The organism is Mesorhizobium huakuii (genome assembly GCF_014189455.1).
Classification (GTDB): Bacteria; Pseudomonadota; Alphaproteobacteria; order Rhizobiales; family Rhizobiaceae; genus Mesorhizobium; species Mesorhizobium huakuii_A.
This window is the reverse complement of the sequence record NZ_CP050297.1, coordinates 141,847-162,874: the sequence shown is the minus strand read 5'-3', so window position 1 is coordinate 162,874 and position 21,028 is coordinate 141,847. Positions and strand designations below refer to the sequence as shown.

Annotated in this window: 1 protein-coding gene and 2 pseudogenes; all 3 read left to right on the top strand. The window is 65.0% G+C overall.

Annotated features, from left to right (window positions below):
* Positions 1-251: 251 nt before the first annotated feature.
* Positions 252-5,174 (top strand): annotated as a pseudogene (locus tag HB778_RS43625) (amino acid adenylation domain-containing protein); the annotation flags it as partial.
* Positions 5,166-7,868, top strand: a pseudogene (locus tag HB778_RS43620) (amino acid adenylation domain-containing protein); the annotation flags it as partial. The pseudogenes HB778_RS43625 and HB778_RS43620, both read left to right, overlap by 9 nt.
* Positions 7,869-7,938: 70 nt before the next feature.
* The gene (locus HB778_RS42125) at positions 7,939-20,958 is read left to right on the top strand and encodes a non-ribosomal peptide synthetase (RefSeq protein ID WP_244662075.1); all 13,020 of its coding nucleotides are present in this window, start codon (positions 7,939-7,941) and stop codon (positions 20,956-20,958) included.
* The last annotated feature ends 70 nt before the right edge of the window (positions 20,959-21,028 follow it).

The following is a 21,028-nucleotide window of genomic DNA, read 5'->3' as shown; positions in this document are numbered from 1 at the left end:
TGCGGGCCGCATTGTCCGATATTTGACAATGTCGATTTGATAGTTAACACAACACATTGTTCTTAAACGAATTTCTCCTTTGGCACAGTGTATGCGCCGCGTTCTAAGAAACACGCGTGGAGTGAGGAGAAATCGTCCCATGATTGCTCCTGAGCAAGTCCGACCCAGTGTGACCGGTTTGGGTCGATACGTGGCGCGGCGGCTTGGGCAGGAGGGCCCAGCCTCGCGAGTGACTGTTAGAAAGGGTGAAGATGGTACATGGGTCTCCTCAGGTAGGCATTGGTGCCGCAGAATCGGGCGGTCGGGATAGGCAACCTGCAGCCCAATCAATCTCCTCTAGCGTCTTTGTTGGTAGCGGTACGCTTGCTATCAGTTGCGCTCAGCTGGCAATTGAGATGGGCCAAGTCATTGGCGCGGTCCTGTGTGGCGACGCCATATTCGCAGAGTGGGCGGCTCGCGCCAACATCCCCCGTATGGCGAGTGTTGAAGAGCTCTCCTCTTTTTTGAAGGCCGAGCCGGTGGATTGGATTTTCTCGGTTGCCAATCCGTTCATATTGCCGGTGGATGTGTTCGGGCGGGTGCGTCAAGGTGCTTTCAACTACCACGACGGTCCACTGCCACGATATGCGGGAACGCACGCGACGTCCTGGGCGCTGCTGGCGCAAGAGACCGAACATGCCATCACGTGGCATCGTATCGATGATGGTGTTGATACGGGTGACGTGGTGGTCCAGCGCCAAGTGCTGATTGCGCCTACTGATTCGGCACTGACCCTGAACCTCAAATGTTATGAGGCTGCAGTCGAGGGTTTCCGCGAGCTTTTAATTGGCCTCAAGAGCGGGAAGCTTATTGCTTATCCGCAGGCGCTGGTGAACAGAAGCTATTTTCCGAGACGTCGACGCCCAGATGCGGCAGGCTGTCTGCGATGGGATCGATCCGCGCAAGATCTGTCAGCGATGACGCGTGCCCTAGACTTTGGACCATATCATCCCAATCCAATGTGTCTGCCCAAGGCTCTCGTAGGCGATGAGGCTGTCACAGTCAGACGCCTGGAGGTGCTGCCTCAACGCTCGGGCTTTCCGGCAGGTTGCCTGCTTGAAATCCACACCAGCCACTGGCGGGTGGCGACGGGTACGCAGGATGTTGAGGTTTGCTTTGGCAGCTCCGATGGTCAGGCGCTGGACGCGCGAGACCTCGCCAGGCATTCCAATCTGAATGAAGGTGATCGCCTGCCAATTTTGAGCGATGAACAGGCGCAGAGCATAACTGCCACCCATGAATTGCTGGCGCCTCGGGAGGATTTTTGGCGACAGCGGCTAGAGCAGTTTAAAATATTGCAGCTTCCTTTCCTGTCGTCGTCCGTAGCTGACACGCCGCCCAGATGGCAATCGAGTTCGTGGTTCATTCCAAGTGCTTTGGCTAAGCTGTCGCCACATGATTGCACGGAATGCTTGGTAACGGCTTGGCTGATCTATCTCGCCCGCATCACGGGAGAAACAGAGCTTCAACTGGGATGGACGCCGGCATCGGATGGATCGCAAGTTGGCTCTAAAGCGAGGGAGGTGCTTATCGCCTCTGTCGCGCCGATGGAAGTTACCATTGATCTTGCACATGATTTTGAAGAAAAACGCAACGCGGTGGCAGCCGAATTCGCTCAACTGAGGGAGCACGGCAGCTTTGCCCGGGATCTTATCGCGCGCTGCCCGACATTGCGAGGTGTGGAGGCGCTTCGATCGCACCAGCCCTGGCCGATTGGCCTCACAATCACGACAGACAGCTGTTCCGTCGCTGGCGATTTGAAGACGAGCCACAGAGCTGGGCCAGCCCTATGTGGCGATTTGCTGACCTTTGAGGTTTGCGCTCTGGAGGGGAGCTTTCGCTGGCATTTTGATGCCAGTCGGCTAGCGCCGAAGCAGATCGACCGCATGACGCAGCATTTGCAAACTTTGTTACATGGTGTGATGGCCGATGCCGGGCAGCCGGTCGGCCGGATTGAACTGCTGTCGTCCGCCGAGCGGACGTATCTGCTGGAGGAGTTGAACCGGACGGCGGCGGCCTATCCGTCGGAGCGGTGCATCCACGAGCTGTTCGAGGCGCAGGTGCAAAAGGCGCCGGAGGCGGTGGCGGTGGTCCATGAGGACGAGCGGCTGAGCTATGGCGAGCTCAACGCGCGGGCCAACCGGCTGGCGCATCATCTGATCGCACTGGGTGTGAAGCCGGACCAGCCGGTGGCGATCTGCCTGGAGCGCAGCCCGGCGATGGTGGTCGGACTTTTGGCGATCCTCAAGGCGGGCGGCGCCTACCTGCCGCTGGACCCGGCCTATCCCTGCGCACGGCTGCGGCAGGTTCTCGGCGATGCCGCCCCGCGGCTGCTGCTTTGCGATGCGGCCGGCCGCGCAGCTCTCGGCGCCGAGGCGCTGGCCGATGTGAGCGTGGACCTTCTGGATACGGCGACCCCGGCCTGGGCCGAGCTGCCGGCTTCGAACCCGGACCCGCGCGCCCTTGGCCTCACCTCGCGCCATCTCGCCTATGTCATCTACACCTCAGGCTCAACCGGAACCCCAAAGGGCGTCATGGTCGAGCACCGGGGCCTGGTCAATCTCGGCTTGGCTCAGATCGGGCTTTTTGGCGTCTGTTCAAATAGCCGTGTCGTGCAGTTCGCCTCCTCCGGTTTTGATGCGAGTGCTTCGGAGCTTGTCATGGCGTTTGGCTCAGGCGCCGCCTTGCACTTGCCTGCGGATGAGATCCGTCAAGCGAGCAACAAGCTATCGGATTATCTACGAAGCGAAGCCATCACCCATGCGACCTTACCTCCAGCATTGCTCCAGGCAAGCAGGGATCTGGAATGTTTGGCCTCGCACGTTCTCATTCTTGCTGGAGAACTGCCGAAAGCCGAACTCATCCGAAGTCTGCTCCCGGCATCAATTGTCAACGCTTATGGACCTACCGAAGCAACAGTCTGCGCGACGATTTGGAATTGCCCGGCTAGTTATGAGGGGTCGGTTGTCCCGATCGGCCGTCCGATTGCGAACACGCGGTTGTATCTGTTGGACGGCCATGGCGCGCCGGTTCCGTTCGGAGCGGTGGGCGAGCTTTACATTGGCGGGGCGGGGGTTGCGCGTGGCTACCTGAACCGTGCCGATCTGACGGCGGAGCGGTTCATCGCCAGTCCCTTTGTGGAAGGCGATCGGCTGTATAAGACCGGCGACCTGGCGCGTTATCTGCCGGACGGCAATCTGGAGTTTCTGGGCCGCAACGACGACCAGGTGAAGATCCGCGGCTTCCGCATCGAGCCGGGCGAGATCGCGGCGCGGCTTTGCGAGCATGCCTGGGTGCGCGAGGCGGTGGTGGTGGCGCGCCAGGACCGGGCCGGCGACAAGCACCTTGTCGCCTATGTCGTGTGTGGACCCGAGGCCGGCGCGGACGACGACGATGGCGGCGGGCTTGGCGGCGGGCTTGCCGGCGCCTTGCGCGCGCATGTGAGCGGGCGGTTGCCCGACTACATGGTGCCGGCTGCGTTCGTGCGGCTCGCGGCGTTGCCGCTGACGCCGAACGGCAAGCTCGACCGCAACGGGCTGCCGGCGCCGGCCGACGACGCCTATGCGCGGGCGGCCTATGAGGCGCCGCAGGGCGCGGTCGAGACGGCGCTGGCGCAGATCTGGGAAGAGCTTCTCGGGATCGAGCGGGTCGGGCGCCACGACAACTTCTTCGAGCTCGGCGGCCACTCGCTCTTGGCCGTGCAGCTCTTGAGCCGACTGTCGCAGGTTCTTGGCGTCGAACTGCCGCTGACGACGCTGTTCGCCAATCCGGTGCTTTCCGATCTGGCGGAAAGCATCGTCGAGCTGTTGAGCCGCTCCGGTCCGCAAGACCTGCCGGCGATTGTAACCGTGTCGCGTCATGAGCCGCTTGTGCTGTCGTTTGCGCAGCAGCGGCTGTGGTTTTTGGCGCAGCTGGACGAGGGCAGCACCAACTATCACATTCCGCTGGCCCTGCGGCTGCGGGGAGTGCTCGACCGCAGCGCCTGGCAGCGCAGCCTTGACCGTTTGCTTGCGCGTCATGAAGCGCTGCGCAGTGTCTTTGTCGCGTCGGATGGCAAGCCCTGGGTTGAGGTTCTGCCGCCGGATGCGGGGCTGCCCGTACTTGAGCACGATCTGCGGCACAGGTCGGATGCGGAAGCGGCGCTTCTGGATCTGTGCCATGAAGAGGCGCGCACGCCATTCGATCTTGCGGGTGGCCCGCTGATCCGCGGGCGTCTGATCCGGATCTCGGATGCGGAGCACGTCTTCCTGCTGACGCAGCATCACATCGTCTCGGACGGCTGGTCGATGGGCGTGCTGGTGCGTGAACTCAGTCAGCTGTACGGGGCGTTCGAGGCTGGACAGGACGATCCTTTGCCGCCGCTGGCAATCCAGTACCCGGATTATGCCGCCTGGCAACGGCAGTGGCTGTCGGGGGAACGGCTGCAGAACCAGGCGCAGTATTGGCGCGACGCCCTGTCTGGCGCTCCGGCCCGTCTTGTCTTGCCGACGGACCGGCCGCGGCCGGCCCAGCAGTCATATGCCGGGGCCGCTGTGCCGGTTGTCATCGATGCGGATCTGACGCGGCGGCTGAAGAGGTTGAGCCGGCAGCATGGCACGACGTTGTTCATGACGGTGCTGGCGGCCTGGGCGGCGGTGCTGTCGCGTCTGTCGGGGCAGGCCGACCTTGTGATCGGCGTGCCGAGCGCCAATCGAGGCCGGCGCGAGATCGAAGAGTTGATCGGCTTCTTCGTCAACACCCTGGCGCTTCGGCTGGACCTGTCGGGCGAGCCGAGCGTGTCGGAGCTTCTGGAACGGACGCGGCGCACGGCCCTGGCTGCGCAGGAGCATCAGGACCTGCCGTTCGAGCAGGTGGTGGAGATCGTCAAGCCGCCCCGGCATCTTGATCACACGCCGCTGTTCCAGGTGATGCTGGCCTGGCAGAACAACGCCGTCGGGTCATTGGACCTGCCGGGGCTGAGTGTGGAGGCTGCCGGGGATGGGTTCGATCAGGTCAAGTTCGATCTGGAGCTGAGCCTTGGCGAGCATGGCGAGGTGATCGCCGGAACATTCGGTTATGCCACGGCGCTGTTCGATCAGGCGACGATCGAGCGGCAGCGTGGTTATCTGCTGGCGCTGCTGCAAGCGATGGCTGCCGATGCCGGGCAGCCGGTCGGCCGCATCGACATCCTGCCGGCCGACGAACGCAGCTATCTGCTGGAGGAATTGAACCGGACGGCGGCGGCCTATCCGTCGGAGCGGTGCATCCACGAGCTGTTCGAGGCGCAGGTGCGCCAGGCGCCGGAGGCGGTGGCGGTGGTCCATGAGGACGAGCGGCTGAGCTATGGCGAGCTCAACGCGCGGGCCAACCGGCTGGCGCATCATCTGATCGCACTGGGTGTGAAGCCGGACCAGCCGGTGGCGATCTGCCTGGAGCGCAGCCCGGCGATGGTGGTCGGACTTTTGGCGATCCTCAAGGCCGGCGGCGCCTATCTGCCGCTGGACCCGGCCTATCCCTGCGCACGGCTGCGGCAGGTTCTCGAGGATGCGGCCCCGCGGCTGCTGCTGGCCGATGCGGCCGGCCGCGCAGCTCTCGGCGCGGAGGCGCTTGTCGATGTCAGCGTGGTCGATCTGGAGACGGCGACCCCGGCCTGGGCCGAACTGCCCGCTTGCGATCCCGACCCGCGCGCCCTTGGCCTGACCTCACGCCATCTCGCCTATGTCATCTACACCTCCGGCTCAACCGGAACGCCCAAAGGGGCACAGAATGAGCATCGGGCTATTATCAATCGCCTGATCTGGATGCAAAAAGCCTACGCTCTCAATGCGACTGACGTCGTCTTGCAGAAGACGCCATTTGGCTTCGACGTCTCGGCCTGGGAGTTCTTCTGGACGTTGCTTGAAGGGGCGACCCTGGTGCTGGCGCCTCCGGCTGCGCACAAAGACCCCGATGCACTCGTAAACTTGATAATCAGCCAACGCATCACCACTGCACACTTTGTACCATCCATGCTGGTCAGCTTTATGGACACGAAGGGTGTTGATCGCTGCACATCGCTGCAGCGTCTCGTGTGCAGTGGTGAGGCGCTTCCTGCCTCTCTTGCGCAGAAGGTTCGGCGCGTATTGCCTTGGACTGGCCTGCACAATCTATATGGCCCCACGGAAGCTGCTATCGACGTTACAGCCTGGAATTGCCCGGCTGATTTTGATGGGTCAGTTGTCCCGATCGGGCGCCCGATTGCGAACACGCGGTTGTATCTGTTGGACGGCCATGGCGCGCCGGTTCCGTTCGGAGCGGTGGGCGAGCTTTACATTGGCGGGGCGGGGGTTGCGCGTGGCTACCTGAACCGTGCCGATCTGACGGCGGAGCGGTTCATCGCCAGTCCCTTTGTGGAAGGCGATCGGCTGTATAAGACCGGCGACCTGGCGCGTTATCTGCCGGACGGCAATCTGGAGTTTCTGGGCCGCAACGACGACCAGGTGAAGATCCGCGGCTTCCGCATCGAGCCGGGCGAGATCGCGGCGCGGCTTTGCGAGCATGCCTGGGTGCGCGAGGCGGTGGTGGTGGCGCGCCAGGACCGGGCCGGCGACAAGCACCTTGTCGCCTATGTCGTGTGTGGACCCGAGGCCGGCGCGGACGACGACGATGGCGGCGGGCTTGGCGGCGGGCTTGCCGGCGCCTTGCGCGCGCATGTGAGCGGGCGGCTGCCCGACTACATGGTGCCGGCTGCGTTCGTGCGGCTCGCGGCGTTGCCGCTGACGCCGAACGGCAAGCTCGACCGCAACGGGCTGCCGGCGCCGGCCGACGACGCCTATGCGCGGGCGGCCTATGAGGCGCCGCAGGGCGCGGTCGAGACGGCGCTGGCGCAGATCTGGGAAGAGCTTCTCGGGATCGAGCGGGTCGGGCGCCACGACAACTTCTTCGAGCTCGGCGGCCACTCGCTCTTGGCCGTGCAGCTCTTGAGCCGACTGTCGCAGGTTCTTGGCGTCGAACTGCCGCTGACGACGCTGTTCGCCAATCCGGTGCTTTCCGATCTGGCGGAAAGCATCGTCGAGCTGTTGAGCCGCTCCGGTCCGCAAGACCTGCCGGCGATTGTAACCGTGTCGCGTCATGAGCCGCTTGTGCTGTCGTTTGCGCAGCAGCGGCTGTGGTTTTTGGCGCAGCTGGACGAGGGCAGCACCAACTATCACATTCCGCTGGCCCTGCGGCTGCGGGGAGTGCTCGACCGCAGCGCCTGGCAGCGCAGCCTTGACCGTTTGCTTGCGCGTCATGAAGCGCTGCGCAGTGTCTTTGTCGCGTCGGATGGCAAGCCCTGGGTTGAGGTTCTGCCGCCGGATGCGGGGCTGCCCGTACTTGAGCACGATCTGCGGCACAGGTCGGATGCGGAAGCGGCGCTTCTGGATCTGTGCCATGAAGAGGCGCGCACGCCATTCGATCTTGCGGGTGGCCCGCTGATCCGCGGGCGTCTGATCCGGATCTCGGATGCGGAGCACGTCTTCCTGCTGACGCAGCATCACATCGTCTCGGACGGCTGGTCGATGGGCGTGCTGGTGCGTGAACTCAGTCAGCTGTACGGGGCGTTCGAGGCTGGACAGGACGATCCTTTGCCGCCGCTGGCAATCCAGTACCCGGATTATGCCGCCTGGCAACGGCAGTGGCTGTCGGGGGAACGGCTGCAGAACCAGGCGCAGTATTGGCGCGACGCCCTGTCTGGCGCTCCGGCCCGTCTTGTCTTGCCGACGGACCGGCCGCGGCCGGCCCAGCAGTCATATGCCGGGGCCGCTGTGCCGGTTGTCATCGATGCGGATCTGACGCGGCGGCTGAAGAGGTTGAGCCGGCAGCATGGCACGACGTTGTTCATGACGGTGCTGGCGGCCTGGGCGGCGGTGCTGTCGCGTCTGTCGGGGGCAGGCCGACCTTGTGATCGGCGTGCCGAGCGCCAATCGAGGCCGGCGCGAGATCGAAGAGTTGATCGGCTTCTTCGTCAACACCCTGGCGCTTCGGCTGGACCTGTCGGGCGAGCCGAGCGTGTCGGAGCTTCTGGAACGGACGCGGCGCACGGCCCTGGCTGCGCAGGAGCATCAGGACCTGCCGTTCGAGCAGGTGGTGGAGATCGTCAAGCCGCCCCGGCATCTTGATCACACGCCGCTGTTCCAGGTGATGCTGGCCTGGCAGAACAACGCCGTCGGGTCATTGGACCTGCCGGGGCTGAGTGTGGAGGCTGCCGGGGATGGGTTCGATCAGGTCAAGTTCGATCTGGAGCTGAGCCTTGGCGAGCATGGCGAGGTGATCGCCGGAACATTCGGTTATGCCACGGCGCTGTTCGATCAGGCGACGATCGAGCGGCAGCGTGGTTATCTGCTGGCGCTGCTGCAAGCGATGGCTGCCGATGCCGGGCAGCCGGTCGGCCGCATCGACATCCTGCCGGCCGACGAACGCAGCTATCTGCTGGAGGAGTTGAACCGGACGGCGGCGGCCTATCCGTCGGAGCGGTGCATCCACGAGCTGTTCGAGGCGCAGGTGCGCCAGGCGCCGGAGGCGGTGGCGGTGGTCCATGAGGACGAGCGGCTGAGCTATGGCGAGCTCAACGCGCGGGCCAACCGGCTGGCGCATCATCTGATCGCACTGGGTGTGAAGCCGGACCAGCCGGTGGCGATCTGCCTGGAGCGCAGCCCGGCGATGGTGGTCGGACTTTTGGCGATCCTCAAGGCCGGCGGCGCCTATCTGCCGCTGGACCCGGCCTATCCCTGCGCACGGCTGCGGCAGGTTCTCGAGGATGCGGCCCCGCGGCTGCTGCTGGCCGATGCGGCCGGCCGCGCAGCTCTCGGCGCGGAGGCGCTCGTCGATGTCAGCGTGGTCGATCTGGAGACGGCGACCCCGGCCTGGGCCGAACTGCCCGCTTGCGATCCCGACCCGCGCGCCCTTGGCCTCACCTCGCGCCATCTCGCCTATGTCATCTACACCTCCGGCTCAACCGGAACGCCAAAGGGCGTCATGGTCGAGCATGCCAGCACCGTGAACCTGCTGCATTGGAGCAGCGGCGTGTTTGCGGACTCAGAGATCAGCCGCACGCTGTTTTCTACCTCGATCAGTTTTGATCTATCCGTCTATGAGTGCTTCGTTCCGCTGTCGCAAGGAGGCACGCTTTATCTTGTCGAGGATGCACTGGCGCTGGCCAAGGCGCCCTTGGATGTCTCCTTGATCAACACGGTCCCCTCGGCGATCGCCGCTCTGGTCGACAAGCAAGCCGTGCCGGCTTCGACAAGCGTCATCAATTCGTGCGGCGAGCGGCTGAAGGCAGGTCTGATCGAGAGGATTTTTGAGAACAGTCGCGTACAAAAGATCTGTAATCTGTACGCCCCTTCCGAGACGACGACGTACTCGACCTGGATTTGCATGCCGAGGGGAGAGGTTGTCGTTGTCCCGATCGGGCGCCCGATTGCGAACACGCGGTTGTATCTGTTGGACGGCCATGGCGCGCCGGTTCCGTTCGGGGCGGTGGGCGAGCTTTACATTGGCGGGGCGGGGGTTGCGCGTGGCTACCTGAACCGTGCCGATCTGACGGCGGAGCGGTTCATCGCCAGTCCCTTTGTGGAAGGCGATCGGCTGTATAAGACCGGCGACCTGGCGCGTTATCTGCCGGACGGCAATCTGGAGTTTCTGGGCCGCAACGACGACCAGGTGAAGATCCGCGGCTTCCGCATCGAGCCGGGCGAGATCGCGGCGCGGCTTTGCGAGCATGCCTGGGTGCGCGAGGCGGTGGTGGTGGCGCGCCAGGACCGGGCCGGCGACAAGCACCTTGTCGCCTATGTCGTGTGTGGACCCGAGGCCGGCGCGGACGACGACGATGGCGGCGGGCTTGGCGGCGGGCTTGCCGGCGCCTTGCGCGCGCATGTGAGCGGGCGGCTGCCCGACTACATGGTGCCGGCTGCGTTCGTGCGGCTCGCGGCGTTGCCGCTGACGCCGAACGGCAAGCTCGACCGCAACGGGCTGCCGGCGCCGGCCGACGACGCCTATGCGCGGGCGGCCTATGAGGCGCCGCAGGGCGCGGTCGAGACGGCGCTGGCGCAGATCTGGGAAGAGCTTCTCGGGATCGAGCGGGTCGGGCGCCACGACAACTTCTTCGAACTGGGCGGCCACTCGCTCTTGGCCGTGCAGCTGATGGAACGGCTGCGGCGGCTGTCGCTGGGGGTGGAGGTGCGCACCCTGTTCGCCAGGCCGGTGCTGGCCGATCTTGCCGCAAGCCTTGGCAGCCATCACGAGGTGGCGGTGCCTGCCAACCTGATCACCGAACGCACGGCGATTACGCCGCAGATGCTGCCGCTCATCGAGCTGGCCCAGCCGGAGATCGACCGGATCGTCGCCACGGTGCCCGGCGGCGTCGGCAATATCCAGGACATTTATGGCTTGTCGCCGCTGCAGGACGGCATCCTGTTCCATCATCTGCTGGCCAGCCGGGGCGATCCATATTTGCTGGTCTCGCAGATGGCGTTTGCCGAGCGCGACCTGTTGGAGTGCTATCTTGGCGCGGTTCAGCAGGTGGTGGATCGGCACGACATTCTGCGTACGGCCTTTGTCTGGGAGGGGCTGTCGAGCCCGGCCCAGGTGGTGTGGCGGCGTGCGCCGCTGGAGGTGACCGAGGTCGAGCTGGATGCGTGTGACGGTTCCGGCGCCGAGGAGTTCAGGCGCCGGTTTGATCCGCGCCGGCACCGCATCGACCTTGGCCGGGCGCCGCTGTTGCGGTTTGTGATCGCGCGCGAGCCCGGCAGCGGGCGCTGGCTGCTGCTGGAGCTGCAGCATCATCTGATCGGGGATCACACGACGCTGGAAGTGATGCATGCCGAGGTGCGGGCCGTGCTGGAGGGACGCGCGCATGAGCTTGCGGCACCGCAGCCGTTCCGCAATCTGGTGGCGCAGGCGCGGCTGGGGGTCGATGCCAAGGCGCATGAGGAGTTCTTCCAGGAACAGCTGGCCGACATCGACGAGCCGACCATGCCGTTCGGGCTGAGCGAGGTGCGCGGCGACGGCAGCGGGGTCGGCGAGGCGCATCGGATGCTGCCGCAGGCGCTCAACGATCGGCTGCGGGAACAAGCGCGACGGCTGGGGGTCAGCCTGGCCAGCCTGTGCCATCTGGCCTGGGGGCAGGTGGTGGCGCTGAGCAGCGGCCGTGAGCAGGTGGTGTTCGGCACGGTGCTGTTTGGCCGCATGCATGCGGGTGCGGGCGCCGACCGGGCGCTGGGCCTGTTCATCAACACCCTGCCTGTGCGGCTTGACCTGGACGGGACCGGGGTCGAGGCGAGCGTGCGGACCACGCACGCGCGGCTTTCCGATCTGCTGGCGCACGAGCATGCCTCGCTGGCGCTGGCGCAACGCTGCAGCGGGGTTGCGGCGCCGGCGCCGCTGTTCAGCGCGCTGTTGAACTACCGCCATAACACGCCGGCGGCCATGGCCGGCTCCGGGACGGATGATGTCCTGTCCGGCATGGAATGGCTGGGCGGGGAGGAACGCACCAACTATCCGCTGACCCTGTCGGTGGAGGATTATGGCGAGGCGCTCGGCCTGACGGCGCAGGTGGTGGAGCCAATCTCTGCGGATCGGGTCTGCGGCTACATGCAGCGGGCGCTCGAGCAATTGGCGGAGGCGCTGGAGCGGGCGCCCGACAGGCCGGTGCGGGAGCTGGACATCCTGCCGGCCGACGAACGCAGCTATCTGCTGGAGGAGTTGAACCGGACGGCGGCGGCCTATCCGTCGGAGCGGTGCATCCACGAGCTGTTCGAGGCGCAGGTGCGCCAGGCGCCGGAGGCGGTGGCGGTGGTCCATGAGGACGAGCGGCTGAGCTATGGCGAGCTCAACGCGCGGGCCAACCGGCTGGCGCATCATCTGATCGCACTGGGTGTGAAGCCGGACCAGCCGGTGGCGATCTGCCTGGAGCGCAGCCCGGCGATGGTGGTCGGACTTTTGGCGATCCTCAAGGCCGGCGGCGCCTATCTGCCGCTGGACCCGGCCTATCCCTGCGCACGGCTGCGGCAGGTTCTCGAGGATGCGGCCCCGCGGCTGCTGCTGGCCGATGCGGCCGGCCGCGCAGCTCTCGGCGCGGAGGCGCTTGTCGATGTCAGCGTGGTCGATCTGGAGACGGCGACCCCGGCCTGGGCCGAACTGCCCGCTTGCGATCCCGACCCGCGCGCCCTTGGCCTGACCTCACGCCATCTCGCCTATGTCATCTACACCTCCGGCTCAACCGGAACGCCCAAAGGGGCACAGAATGAGCATCGGGCTATTATCAATCGCCTGATCTGGATGCAAAAAGCCTACGCTCTCAATGCGACTGACGTCGTCTTGCAGAAGACGCCATTTGGCTTCGACGTCTCGGCCTGGGAGTTCTTCTGGACGTTGCTTGAAGGGGCGACCCTGGTGCTGGCGCCTCCGGCTGCGCACAAAGACCCCGATGCACTCGTAAACTTGATAATCAGCCAACGCATCACCACTGCACACTTTGTACCATCCATGCTGGTCAGCTTTATGGACACGAAGGGTGTTGATCGCTGCACATCGCTGCAGCGTCTCGTGTGCAGTGGTGAGGCGCTTCCTGCCTCTCTTGCGCAGAAGGTTCGGCGCGTATTGCCTTGGACTGGCCTGCACAATCTATATGGCCCCACGGAAGCTGCTATCGACGTTACAGCCTGGAATTGCCCGGCTGATTTTGATGGGTCAGTTGTCCCGATCGGGCGCCCGATTGCGAACACGCGGTTGTATCTGTTGGACGGCCATGGCGCGCCGGTTCCGTTCGGAGCGGTGGGCGAGCTTTACATTGGCGGGGCGGGGGTTGCGCGTGGCTACCTGAACCGTGCCGATCTGACGGCGGAGCGGTTCATCGCCAGTCCCTTTGTGGAAGGCGATCGGCTGTATAAGACCGGCGACCTGGCGCGTTATCTGCCGGACGGCAATCTGGAGTTTCTGGGCCGCAACGACGACCAGGTGAAGATCCGCGGCTTCCGCATCGAGCCGGGCGAGATCGCGGCGCGGCTTTGCGAGCATGCCTGGGTGCGCGAGGCGGTGGTGGTGGCGCGCCAGGACCGGGCCGGCGACAAGCACCTTGTCGCCTATGTCGTGTGTGGACCCGAGGCCGGCGCGGACGACGACGATGGCGGCGGGCTTGGCGGCGGGCTTGCCGGCGCCTTGCGCGCGCATGTGAGCGGGCGGCTGCCCGACTACATGGTGCCGGCTGCGTTCGTGCGGCTCGCGGCGTTGCCGCTGACGCCGAACGGCAAGCTCGACCGCAACGGGCTGCCGGCGCCGGCCGACGACGCCTATGCGCGGGCGGCCTATGAGGCGCCGCAGGGCGCGGTCGAGACGGCGCTGGCGCAGATCTGGGAAGAGCTTCTCGGGATCGAGCGGGTCGGGCGCCACGACAACTTCTTCGAACTGGGCGGCCACTCGCTCTTGGCCGTGCAGCTGATGGAACGGCTGCGGCGGCTGTCGCTGGGGGTGGAGGTGCGCACCCTGTTCGCCAGGCCGGTGCTGGCCGATCTTGCCGCAAGCCTTGGCAGCCATCACGAGGTGGCGGTGCCTGCCAACCTGATCACCGAACGCACGGCGATTACGCCGCAGATGCTGCCGCTCATCGAGCTGGCCCAGCCGGAGATCGACCGGATCGTCGCCACGGTGCCCGGCGGCGTCGGCAATATCCAGGACATTTATGGCTTGTCGCCGCTGCAGGACGGCATCCTGTTCCATCATCTGCTGGCCAGCCGGGGCGATCCATATTTGCTGGTCTCGCAGATGGCGTTTGCCGAGCGCGACCTGTTGGAGTGCTATCTTGGCGCGGTTCAGCAGGTGGTGGATCGGCACGACATTCTGCGTACGGCCTTTGTCTGGGAGGGGCTGTCGAGCCCGGCCCAGGTGGTGTGGCGGCGTGCGCCGCTGGAGGTGACCGAGGTCGAGCTGGATGCGTGTGACGGTTCCGGCGCCGAGGAGTTCAGGCGCCGGTTTGATCCGCGCCGGCACCGCATCGACCTTGGCCGGGCGCCGCTGTTGCGGTTTGTGATCGCGCGCGAGCCCGGCAGCGGGCGCTGGCTGCTGCTGGAGCTGCAGCATCATCTGATCGGGGATCACACGACGCTGGAAGTGATGCATGCCGAGGTGCGGGCCGTGCTGGAGGGACGCGCGCATGAGCTTGCGGCACCGCAGCCGTTCCGCAATCTGGTGGCGCAGGCGCGGCTGGGGGTCGATGCCAAGGCGCATGAGGAGTTCTTCCAGGAACAGCTGGCCGACATCGACGAGCCGACCATGCCGTTCGGGCTGAGCGAGGTGCGCGGCGACGGCAGCGGGGTCGGCGAGGCGCATCGGATGCTGCCGCAGGCGCTCAACGATCGGCTGCGGGAACAAGCGCGACGGCTGGGGGTCAGCCTGGCCAGCCTGTGCCATCTGGCCTGGGGGCAGGTGGTGGCGCTGAGCAGCGGCCGTGAGCAGGTGGTGTTCGGCACGGTGCTGTTTGGCCGCATGCATGCGGGTGCGGGCGCCGACCGGGCGCTGGGCCTGTTCATCAACACCCTGCCTGTGCGGCTTGACCTGGACGGGACCGGGGTCGAGGCGAGCGTGCGGACCACGCACGCGCGGCTTTCCGATCTGCTGGCGCACGAGCATGCCTCGCTGGCGCTGGCGCAACGCTGCAGCGGGGTTGCGGCGCCGGCGCCGCTGTTCAGCGCGCTGTTGAACTACCGCCATAACACGCCGGCGGCCATGGCCGGCTCCGGGACGGATGATGTCCTGTCCGGCATGGAATGGCTGGGCGGGGAGGAACGCACCAACTATCCGCTGACCCTGTCGGTGGAGGATTATGGCGAGGCGCTCGGCCTGACGGCGCAGGTGGTGGAGCCAATCTCTGCGGATCGGGTCTGCGGCTACATGCAGCGGGCGCTCGAGCAATTGGCGGAGGCGCTGGAGCGGGCGCCCGACAGGCCGGTGCGGGAGCTGGACATCCTGCCGGCCGACGAACGCAGCTATCTGCTGGAGGAGTTGAACCGGACGGCGGCGGCCTATCCGTCGGAGCGGTGCATCCACGAGCTGTTCGAGGCGCAGGTGCGCCAGGCGCCGGAGGCGGTGGCGGTGGTCCATGAGGACGAGCGGCTGAGCTATGGCGAGCTCAACGCGCGGGCCAACCGGCTGGCGCATCATCTGATCGCACTGGGTGTGAAGCCGGACCAGCCGGTGGCGATCTGCCTGGAGCGCAGCCCGGCGATGGTGGTCGGACTTTTGGCGATCCTCAAGGCCGGCGGCGCCTATCTGCCGCTGGACCCGGCCTATCCCTGCGCACGGCTGCGGCAGGTTCTCGAGGATGCGGCCCCGCGGCTGCTGCTGGCCGATGCGGCCGGCCGCGCAGCTCTCGGCGCGGAGGCGCTTGTCGATGTCAGCGTGGTCGATCTGGAGACGGCGACCCCGGCCTGGGCCGAACTGCCCGCTTGCGATCCCGACCCGCGCGCCCTTGGCCTGACCTCACGCCATCTCGCCTATGTCATCTACACCTCCGGCTCAACCGGAACGCCCAAAGGGGCACAGAATGAGCATCGGGCTATTATCAATCGCCTGATCTGGATGCAAAAAGCCTACGCTCTCAATGCGACTGACGTCGTCTTGCAGAAGACGCCATTTGGCTTCGACGTCTCGGCCTGGGAGTTCTTCTGGACGTTGCTTGAAGGGGCGACCCTGGTGCTGGCGCCTCCGGCTGCGCACAAAGACCCCGATGCACTCGTAAACTTGATAATCAGCCAACGCATCACCACTGCACACTTTGTACCATCCATGCTGGTCAGCTTTATGGACACGAAGGGTGTTGATCGCTGCACATCGCTGCAGCGTCTCGTGTGCAGTGGTGAGGCGCTTCCTGCCTCTCTTGCGCAGAAGGTTCGGCGCGTATTGCCTTGGACTGGCCTGCACAATCTATATGGCCCCACGGAAGCTGCTATCGACGTTACAGCCTGGAATTGCCCGGCTGATTTTGATGGGTCAGTTGTCCCGATCGGGCGCCCGATTGCGAACACGCGGTTGTATCTGTTGGACGGCCATGGCGCGCCGGTTCCGTTCGGAGCGGTGGGCGAGCTTTACATTGGCGGGGCGGGGGTTGCGCGTGGCTACCTGAACCGTGCCGATCTGACGGCGGAGCGGTTCATCGCCAGTCCCTTTGTGGAAGGCGATCGGCTGTATAAGACCGGCGACCTGGCGCGTTATCTGCCGGACGGCAATCTGGAGTTTCTGGGCCGCAACGACGACCAGGTGAAGATCCGCGGCTTCCGCATCGAGCCGGGCGAGATCGCGGCGCGGCTTTGCGAGCATGCCTGGGTGCGCGAGGCGGTGGTGGTGGCGCGCCAGGACCGGGCCGGCGACAAGCACCTTGTCGCCTATGTCGTGTGTGGACCCGAGGCCGGCGCGGACGACGACGATGGCGGCGGGCTTGGCGGCGGGCTTGCCGGCGCCTTGCGCGCGCATGTGAGCGGGCGGCTGCCCGACTACATGGTGCCGGCTGCGTTCGTGCGGCTCGCGGCGTTGCCGCTGACGCCGAACGGCAAGCTCGACCGCAACGGGCTGCCGGCGCCGGCCGACGACGCCTATGCGCGGGCGGCCTATGAGGCGCCGCAGGGCGCGGTCGAGACGGCGCTGGCGCAGATCTGGGAAGAGCTTCTCGGGATCGAGCGGGTCGGGCGCCACGACAACTTCTTCGAGCTCGGCGGCCACTCGCTCTTGGCCGTGCAGCTCTTGAGCCGACTGTCGCAGGTTCTTGGCGTCGAACTGCCGCTGACGACGCTGTTCGCCAATCCGGTGCTTTCCGATCTGGCGGAAAGCATCGTCGAGCTGTTGAGCCGCTCCGGTCCGCAAGACCTGCCGGCGATTGTAACCGTGTCGCGTCATGAGCCGCTTGTGCTGTCGTTTGCGCAGCAGCGGCTGTGGTTTTTGGCGCAGCTGGACGAGGGCAGCACCAACTATCACATTCCGCTGGCCCTGCGGCTGCGGGGAGTGCTCGACCGCAGCGCCTGGCAGCGCAGCCTTGACCGTTTGCTTGCGCGTCATGAAGCGCTGCGCAGTGTCTTTGTCGCGTCGGATGGCAAGCCCTGGGTTGAGGTTCTGCCGCCGGATGCGGGGCTGCCCGTACTTGAGCACGATCTGCGGCACAGGTCGGATGCGGAAGCGGCGCTTCTGGATCTGTGCCATGAAGAGGCGCGCACGCCATTCGATCTTGCGGGTGGCCCGCTGATCCGCGGGCGTCTGATCCGGATCTCGGATGCGGAGCACGTCTTCCTGCTGACGCAGCATCACATCGTCTCGGACGGCTGGTCGATGGGCGTGCTGGTGCGTGAACTCAGTCAGCTGTACGGGGCGTTCGAGGCTGGACAGGACGATCCTTTGCCGCCGCTGGCAATCCAGTACCCGGATTATGCCGCCTGGCAACGGCAGTGGCTGTCGGGGGAACGGCTGCAGAACCAGGCGCAGTATTGGCGCGACGCCCTGTCTGGCGCTCCGGCCCGTCTTGTCTTGCCGACGGACCGGCGCGCGCCGGCCCAGCAGTCATATGCCGGGGCCGCTGTGCCGGTTGTCATCGATGCGGATCTGACGCGGCGGCTGAAGAGGTTGAGCCGGCAGCATGGCACGACGTTGTTCATGACGGTGCTGGCGGCCTGGGCGGCGGTGCTGTCGCGTCTGTCGGGGCAGGCCGACCTTGTGATCGGCGTGCCGAGCGCCAATCGAGGCCGGCGCGAGATCGAAGAGTTGATCGGCTTCTTCGTCAACACCCTGGCGCTTCGGCTGGACCTGTCGGGCGAGCCGAGCGTGTCGGAGCTTCTGGAACGGACGCGGCGCACGGCCCTGGCTGCGCAGGAGCATCAGGACCTGCCGTTCGAGCAGGTGGTGGAGATCGTCAAGCCGCCCCGGCATCTTGATCACACGCCGCTGTTCCAGGTGATGCTGGCCTGGCAGAACAACGCCGTCGGGTCATTGGACCTGCCGGGGCTGAGTGTGGAGGCTGCCGGGGATGGGTTCGATCAGGTCAAGTTCGATCTGGAGCTGAGCCTTGGCGAGCATGGCGAGGTGATCGCCGGAACATTCGGTTATGCCACGGCGCTGTTCGATCAGGCGACGATCGAGCGGCAGCGTGGTTATCTGCTGGCGCTGCTGCAAGCGATGGCTGCCGATGCCGGGCAGCCGGTCGGCCGCATCGACATCCTGCCGGCCGACGAACGCAGCTATCTGCTGGAGGAATTGAACCGGACGGCGGCGGCCTATCCGTCGGAGCGGTGCATCCACGAGCTGTTCGAGGCGCAGGTGCGCCAGGCGCCGGAGGCGGTGGCGGTGGTCCATGAGGACGAGCGGCTGAGCTATGGCGAGCTCAACGCGCGGGCCAACCGGCTGGCGCATCATCTGATCGCACTGGGTGTGAAGCCGGACCAGCCGGTGGCGATCTGCCTGGAGCGCAGCCCGGCGATGGTGGTCGGACTTTTGGCGATCCTCAAGGCCGGCGGCGCCTATCTGCCGCTGGACCCGGCCTATCCCTGCGCACGGCTGCGGCAGGTTCTCGAGGATGCGGCCCCGCGGCTGCTGCTGGCCGATGCGGCCGGCCGCGCAGCTCTCGGCGCGGAGGCGCTCGTCGATGTCAGCGTGGTCGATCTGGAGACGGCGACCCCGGCCTGGGCCGAACTGCCCGCTTGCGATCCCGACCCGCGCGCCCTTGGCCTCACCTCGCGCCATCTCGCCTATGTCATCTACACCTCCGGCTCAACCGGAACGCCAAAGGGCGTCATGGTCGAGCATCGGGGAGTGGTGAATCACACAAATTGGCAGGCGGATCGATTCCGGCTCACTGCCCACGACATTTTCTTGCAGCGGACCTCCCCCTCTTTTGATGCCGCGGTTTGGGAGCTATGGACATCCTTGTCGATTGGGGCCCAATTAACTCTTCTCCCTCTGGATAGACAATTAGACGTTCGAACAATTCTGAACGCAGTAGATAAATATCGAGTGACGGTACTTCAATTGGTTCCATCGCTGCTTTCGGCATTGCCTCGGAATACCTACGTTTGGAAAAAGGAAGGCGGCAGTTTACGCTACATATTCTGTGGCGGAGAGCTGCTCAGGAATGAGAAAGCTGCTAAATGGCTGCAATTGGCATCGCGGGCGCTTGTCAATGTTTATGGACCTACTGAGGCAACGATTGACGCGACGGCCTGGGTGTATTCCGCTGGATTAAACAGGCCAGTTGTCCCGATCGGGCGCCCGATTGCGAACACGCGGTTGTATCTGTTGGACGGCCATGGCGCGCCGGTTCCGTTCGGGGCGGTGGGCGAGCTTTACATTGGCGGGGCGGGGGTTGCGCGTGGCTACCTGAACCGTGCCGATCTGACGGCGGAGCGGTTCATCGCCAGTCCCTTTGTGGAAGGCGATCGGCTGTATAAGACCGGCGACCTGGCGCGTTATCTGCCGGACGGCAATCTGGAGTTTCTGGGCCGCAACGACGACCAGGTGAAGATCCGCGGCTTCCGCATCGAGCCGGGCGAGATCGCGGCGCGGCTTTGCGAGCATGCCTGGGTGGGCGAGGCGGTGGTGGTGGCGCGCCAGGACCGGGCCGGCGACAAGCACCTTGTCGCCTATGTCGTGTGTGGACCCGAGGCCGGCGCGGACGACGACGATGGCGGCGGGCTTGGCGGCGGGCTTGCCGGCGCCTTGCGCGCGCATGTGAGCGGGCGGTTGCCCGACTACATGGTGCCGGCTGCGTTCGTGCGGCTCGCGGCGTTGCCGCTGACGCCGAACGGCAAGCTCGACCGCAACGGGCTGCCGGCGCCGGCCGACGACGCCTATGCGCGGGCGGCCTATGAGGCGCCGCAGGGCGCGGTCGAGACGGCGCTGGCGCAGATCTGGGCCGAGCTTCTCGGTGTCGAGCGGGTCGGGCGCCACGACAACTTCTTCGAACTGGGCGGCCACTCGCTCTTGGCGGTTCAACTACTCAGCCGAGCATCAGATCTTGGACTGAAGTTTAGCACCGCCGACCTCTTCCAAGCCCCTGTTTTGAAGGACCTTGCATCGAAGATTCACTTGGGATCACAGCCCAGCAGTCCGGGAGTGATTTCCGTTCAAGCAACCGGATCGCAGCCGCCGCTGTTCTTTGTTCCCACAGGTTGGGGCGATTGTTCCTATGTCATCAGTTTGGTAAAGGAAATGAACGTAGACTGTCCCGTCTATGCTTTGCTATGGCCGTCTTTCGACAAAGCTCGCTCACTGACCCTTGAAGCGATTGCTGACACGGTCATCCTGGCAATCAAAGAAATTCAGCCGCAAGGTCCATACCGCTTCGCAGGATACTCCTCGGGTGGCATCTTGGCTTACGCCATAGCCCAGCGCTTACTGGGTGTGGATGACACCGTGTCTTTCATGGCGTTCATCGATGTTACGCTATTTGCAAATCGATCGAGCATATCCCCCTCTCAGATCGTCCGAAATATGGTGTTGGAGCGTTTCGAATCCTTGGATGACGAGAGCTTCGAAGTGTTGGAACGCTTTGCTGGACAATGTTCAATTGCTCAGCTGCTTGAAAAGGCACAGCAAAGTGGGGCGATACCTCCGGATCGTGATCTCCACAATGACGTTCAGATGTCTGAAAGAATCGCCCAATTTCATAGGGCGCTGCAGGCGTACCAAGTCCCAACCCTGCCAATTGAGATACATCAGTTTTATGCCACCGAGGCTCTCTTCAGTTCTCGGGCACGACAAGCTAAGAGTTCATTATGCCCAGAGGCAAGTTCGCCTATGCGCGGCTGGGACCGGGTCTTGAGTCCGGAGGCCATTACTGCCGTACCGATTGTAGGCGACCACGTGACGATGATGAGTGTTCTGGAAAACCGCAAGGCTCTGGCCCGAGCCATTTCTACGCCTTTAACAAGGGTTCTTGAAAAAGATCCCTAGCGAACTGTACCGACGGTTCTGGCACCCAGACGAGGTTCAGTCTCGGATCGCGACAATCCCCCAATGTCGG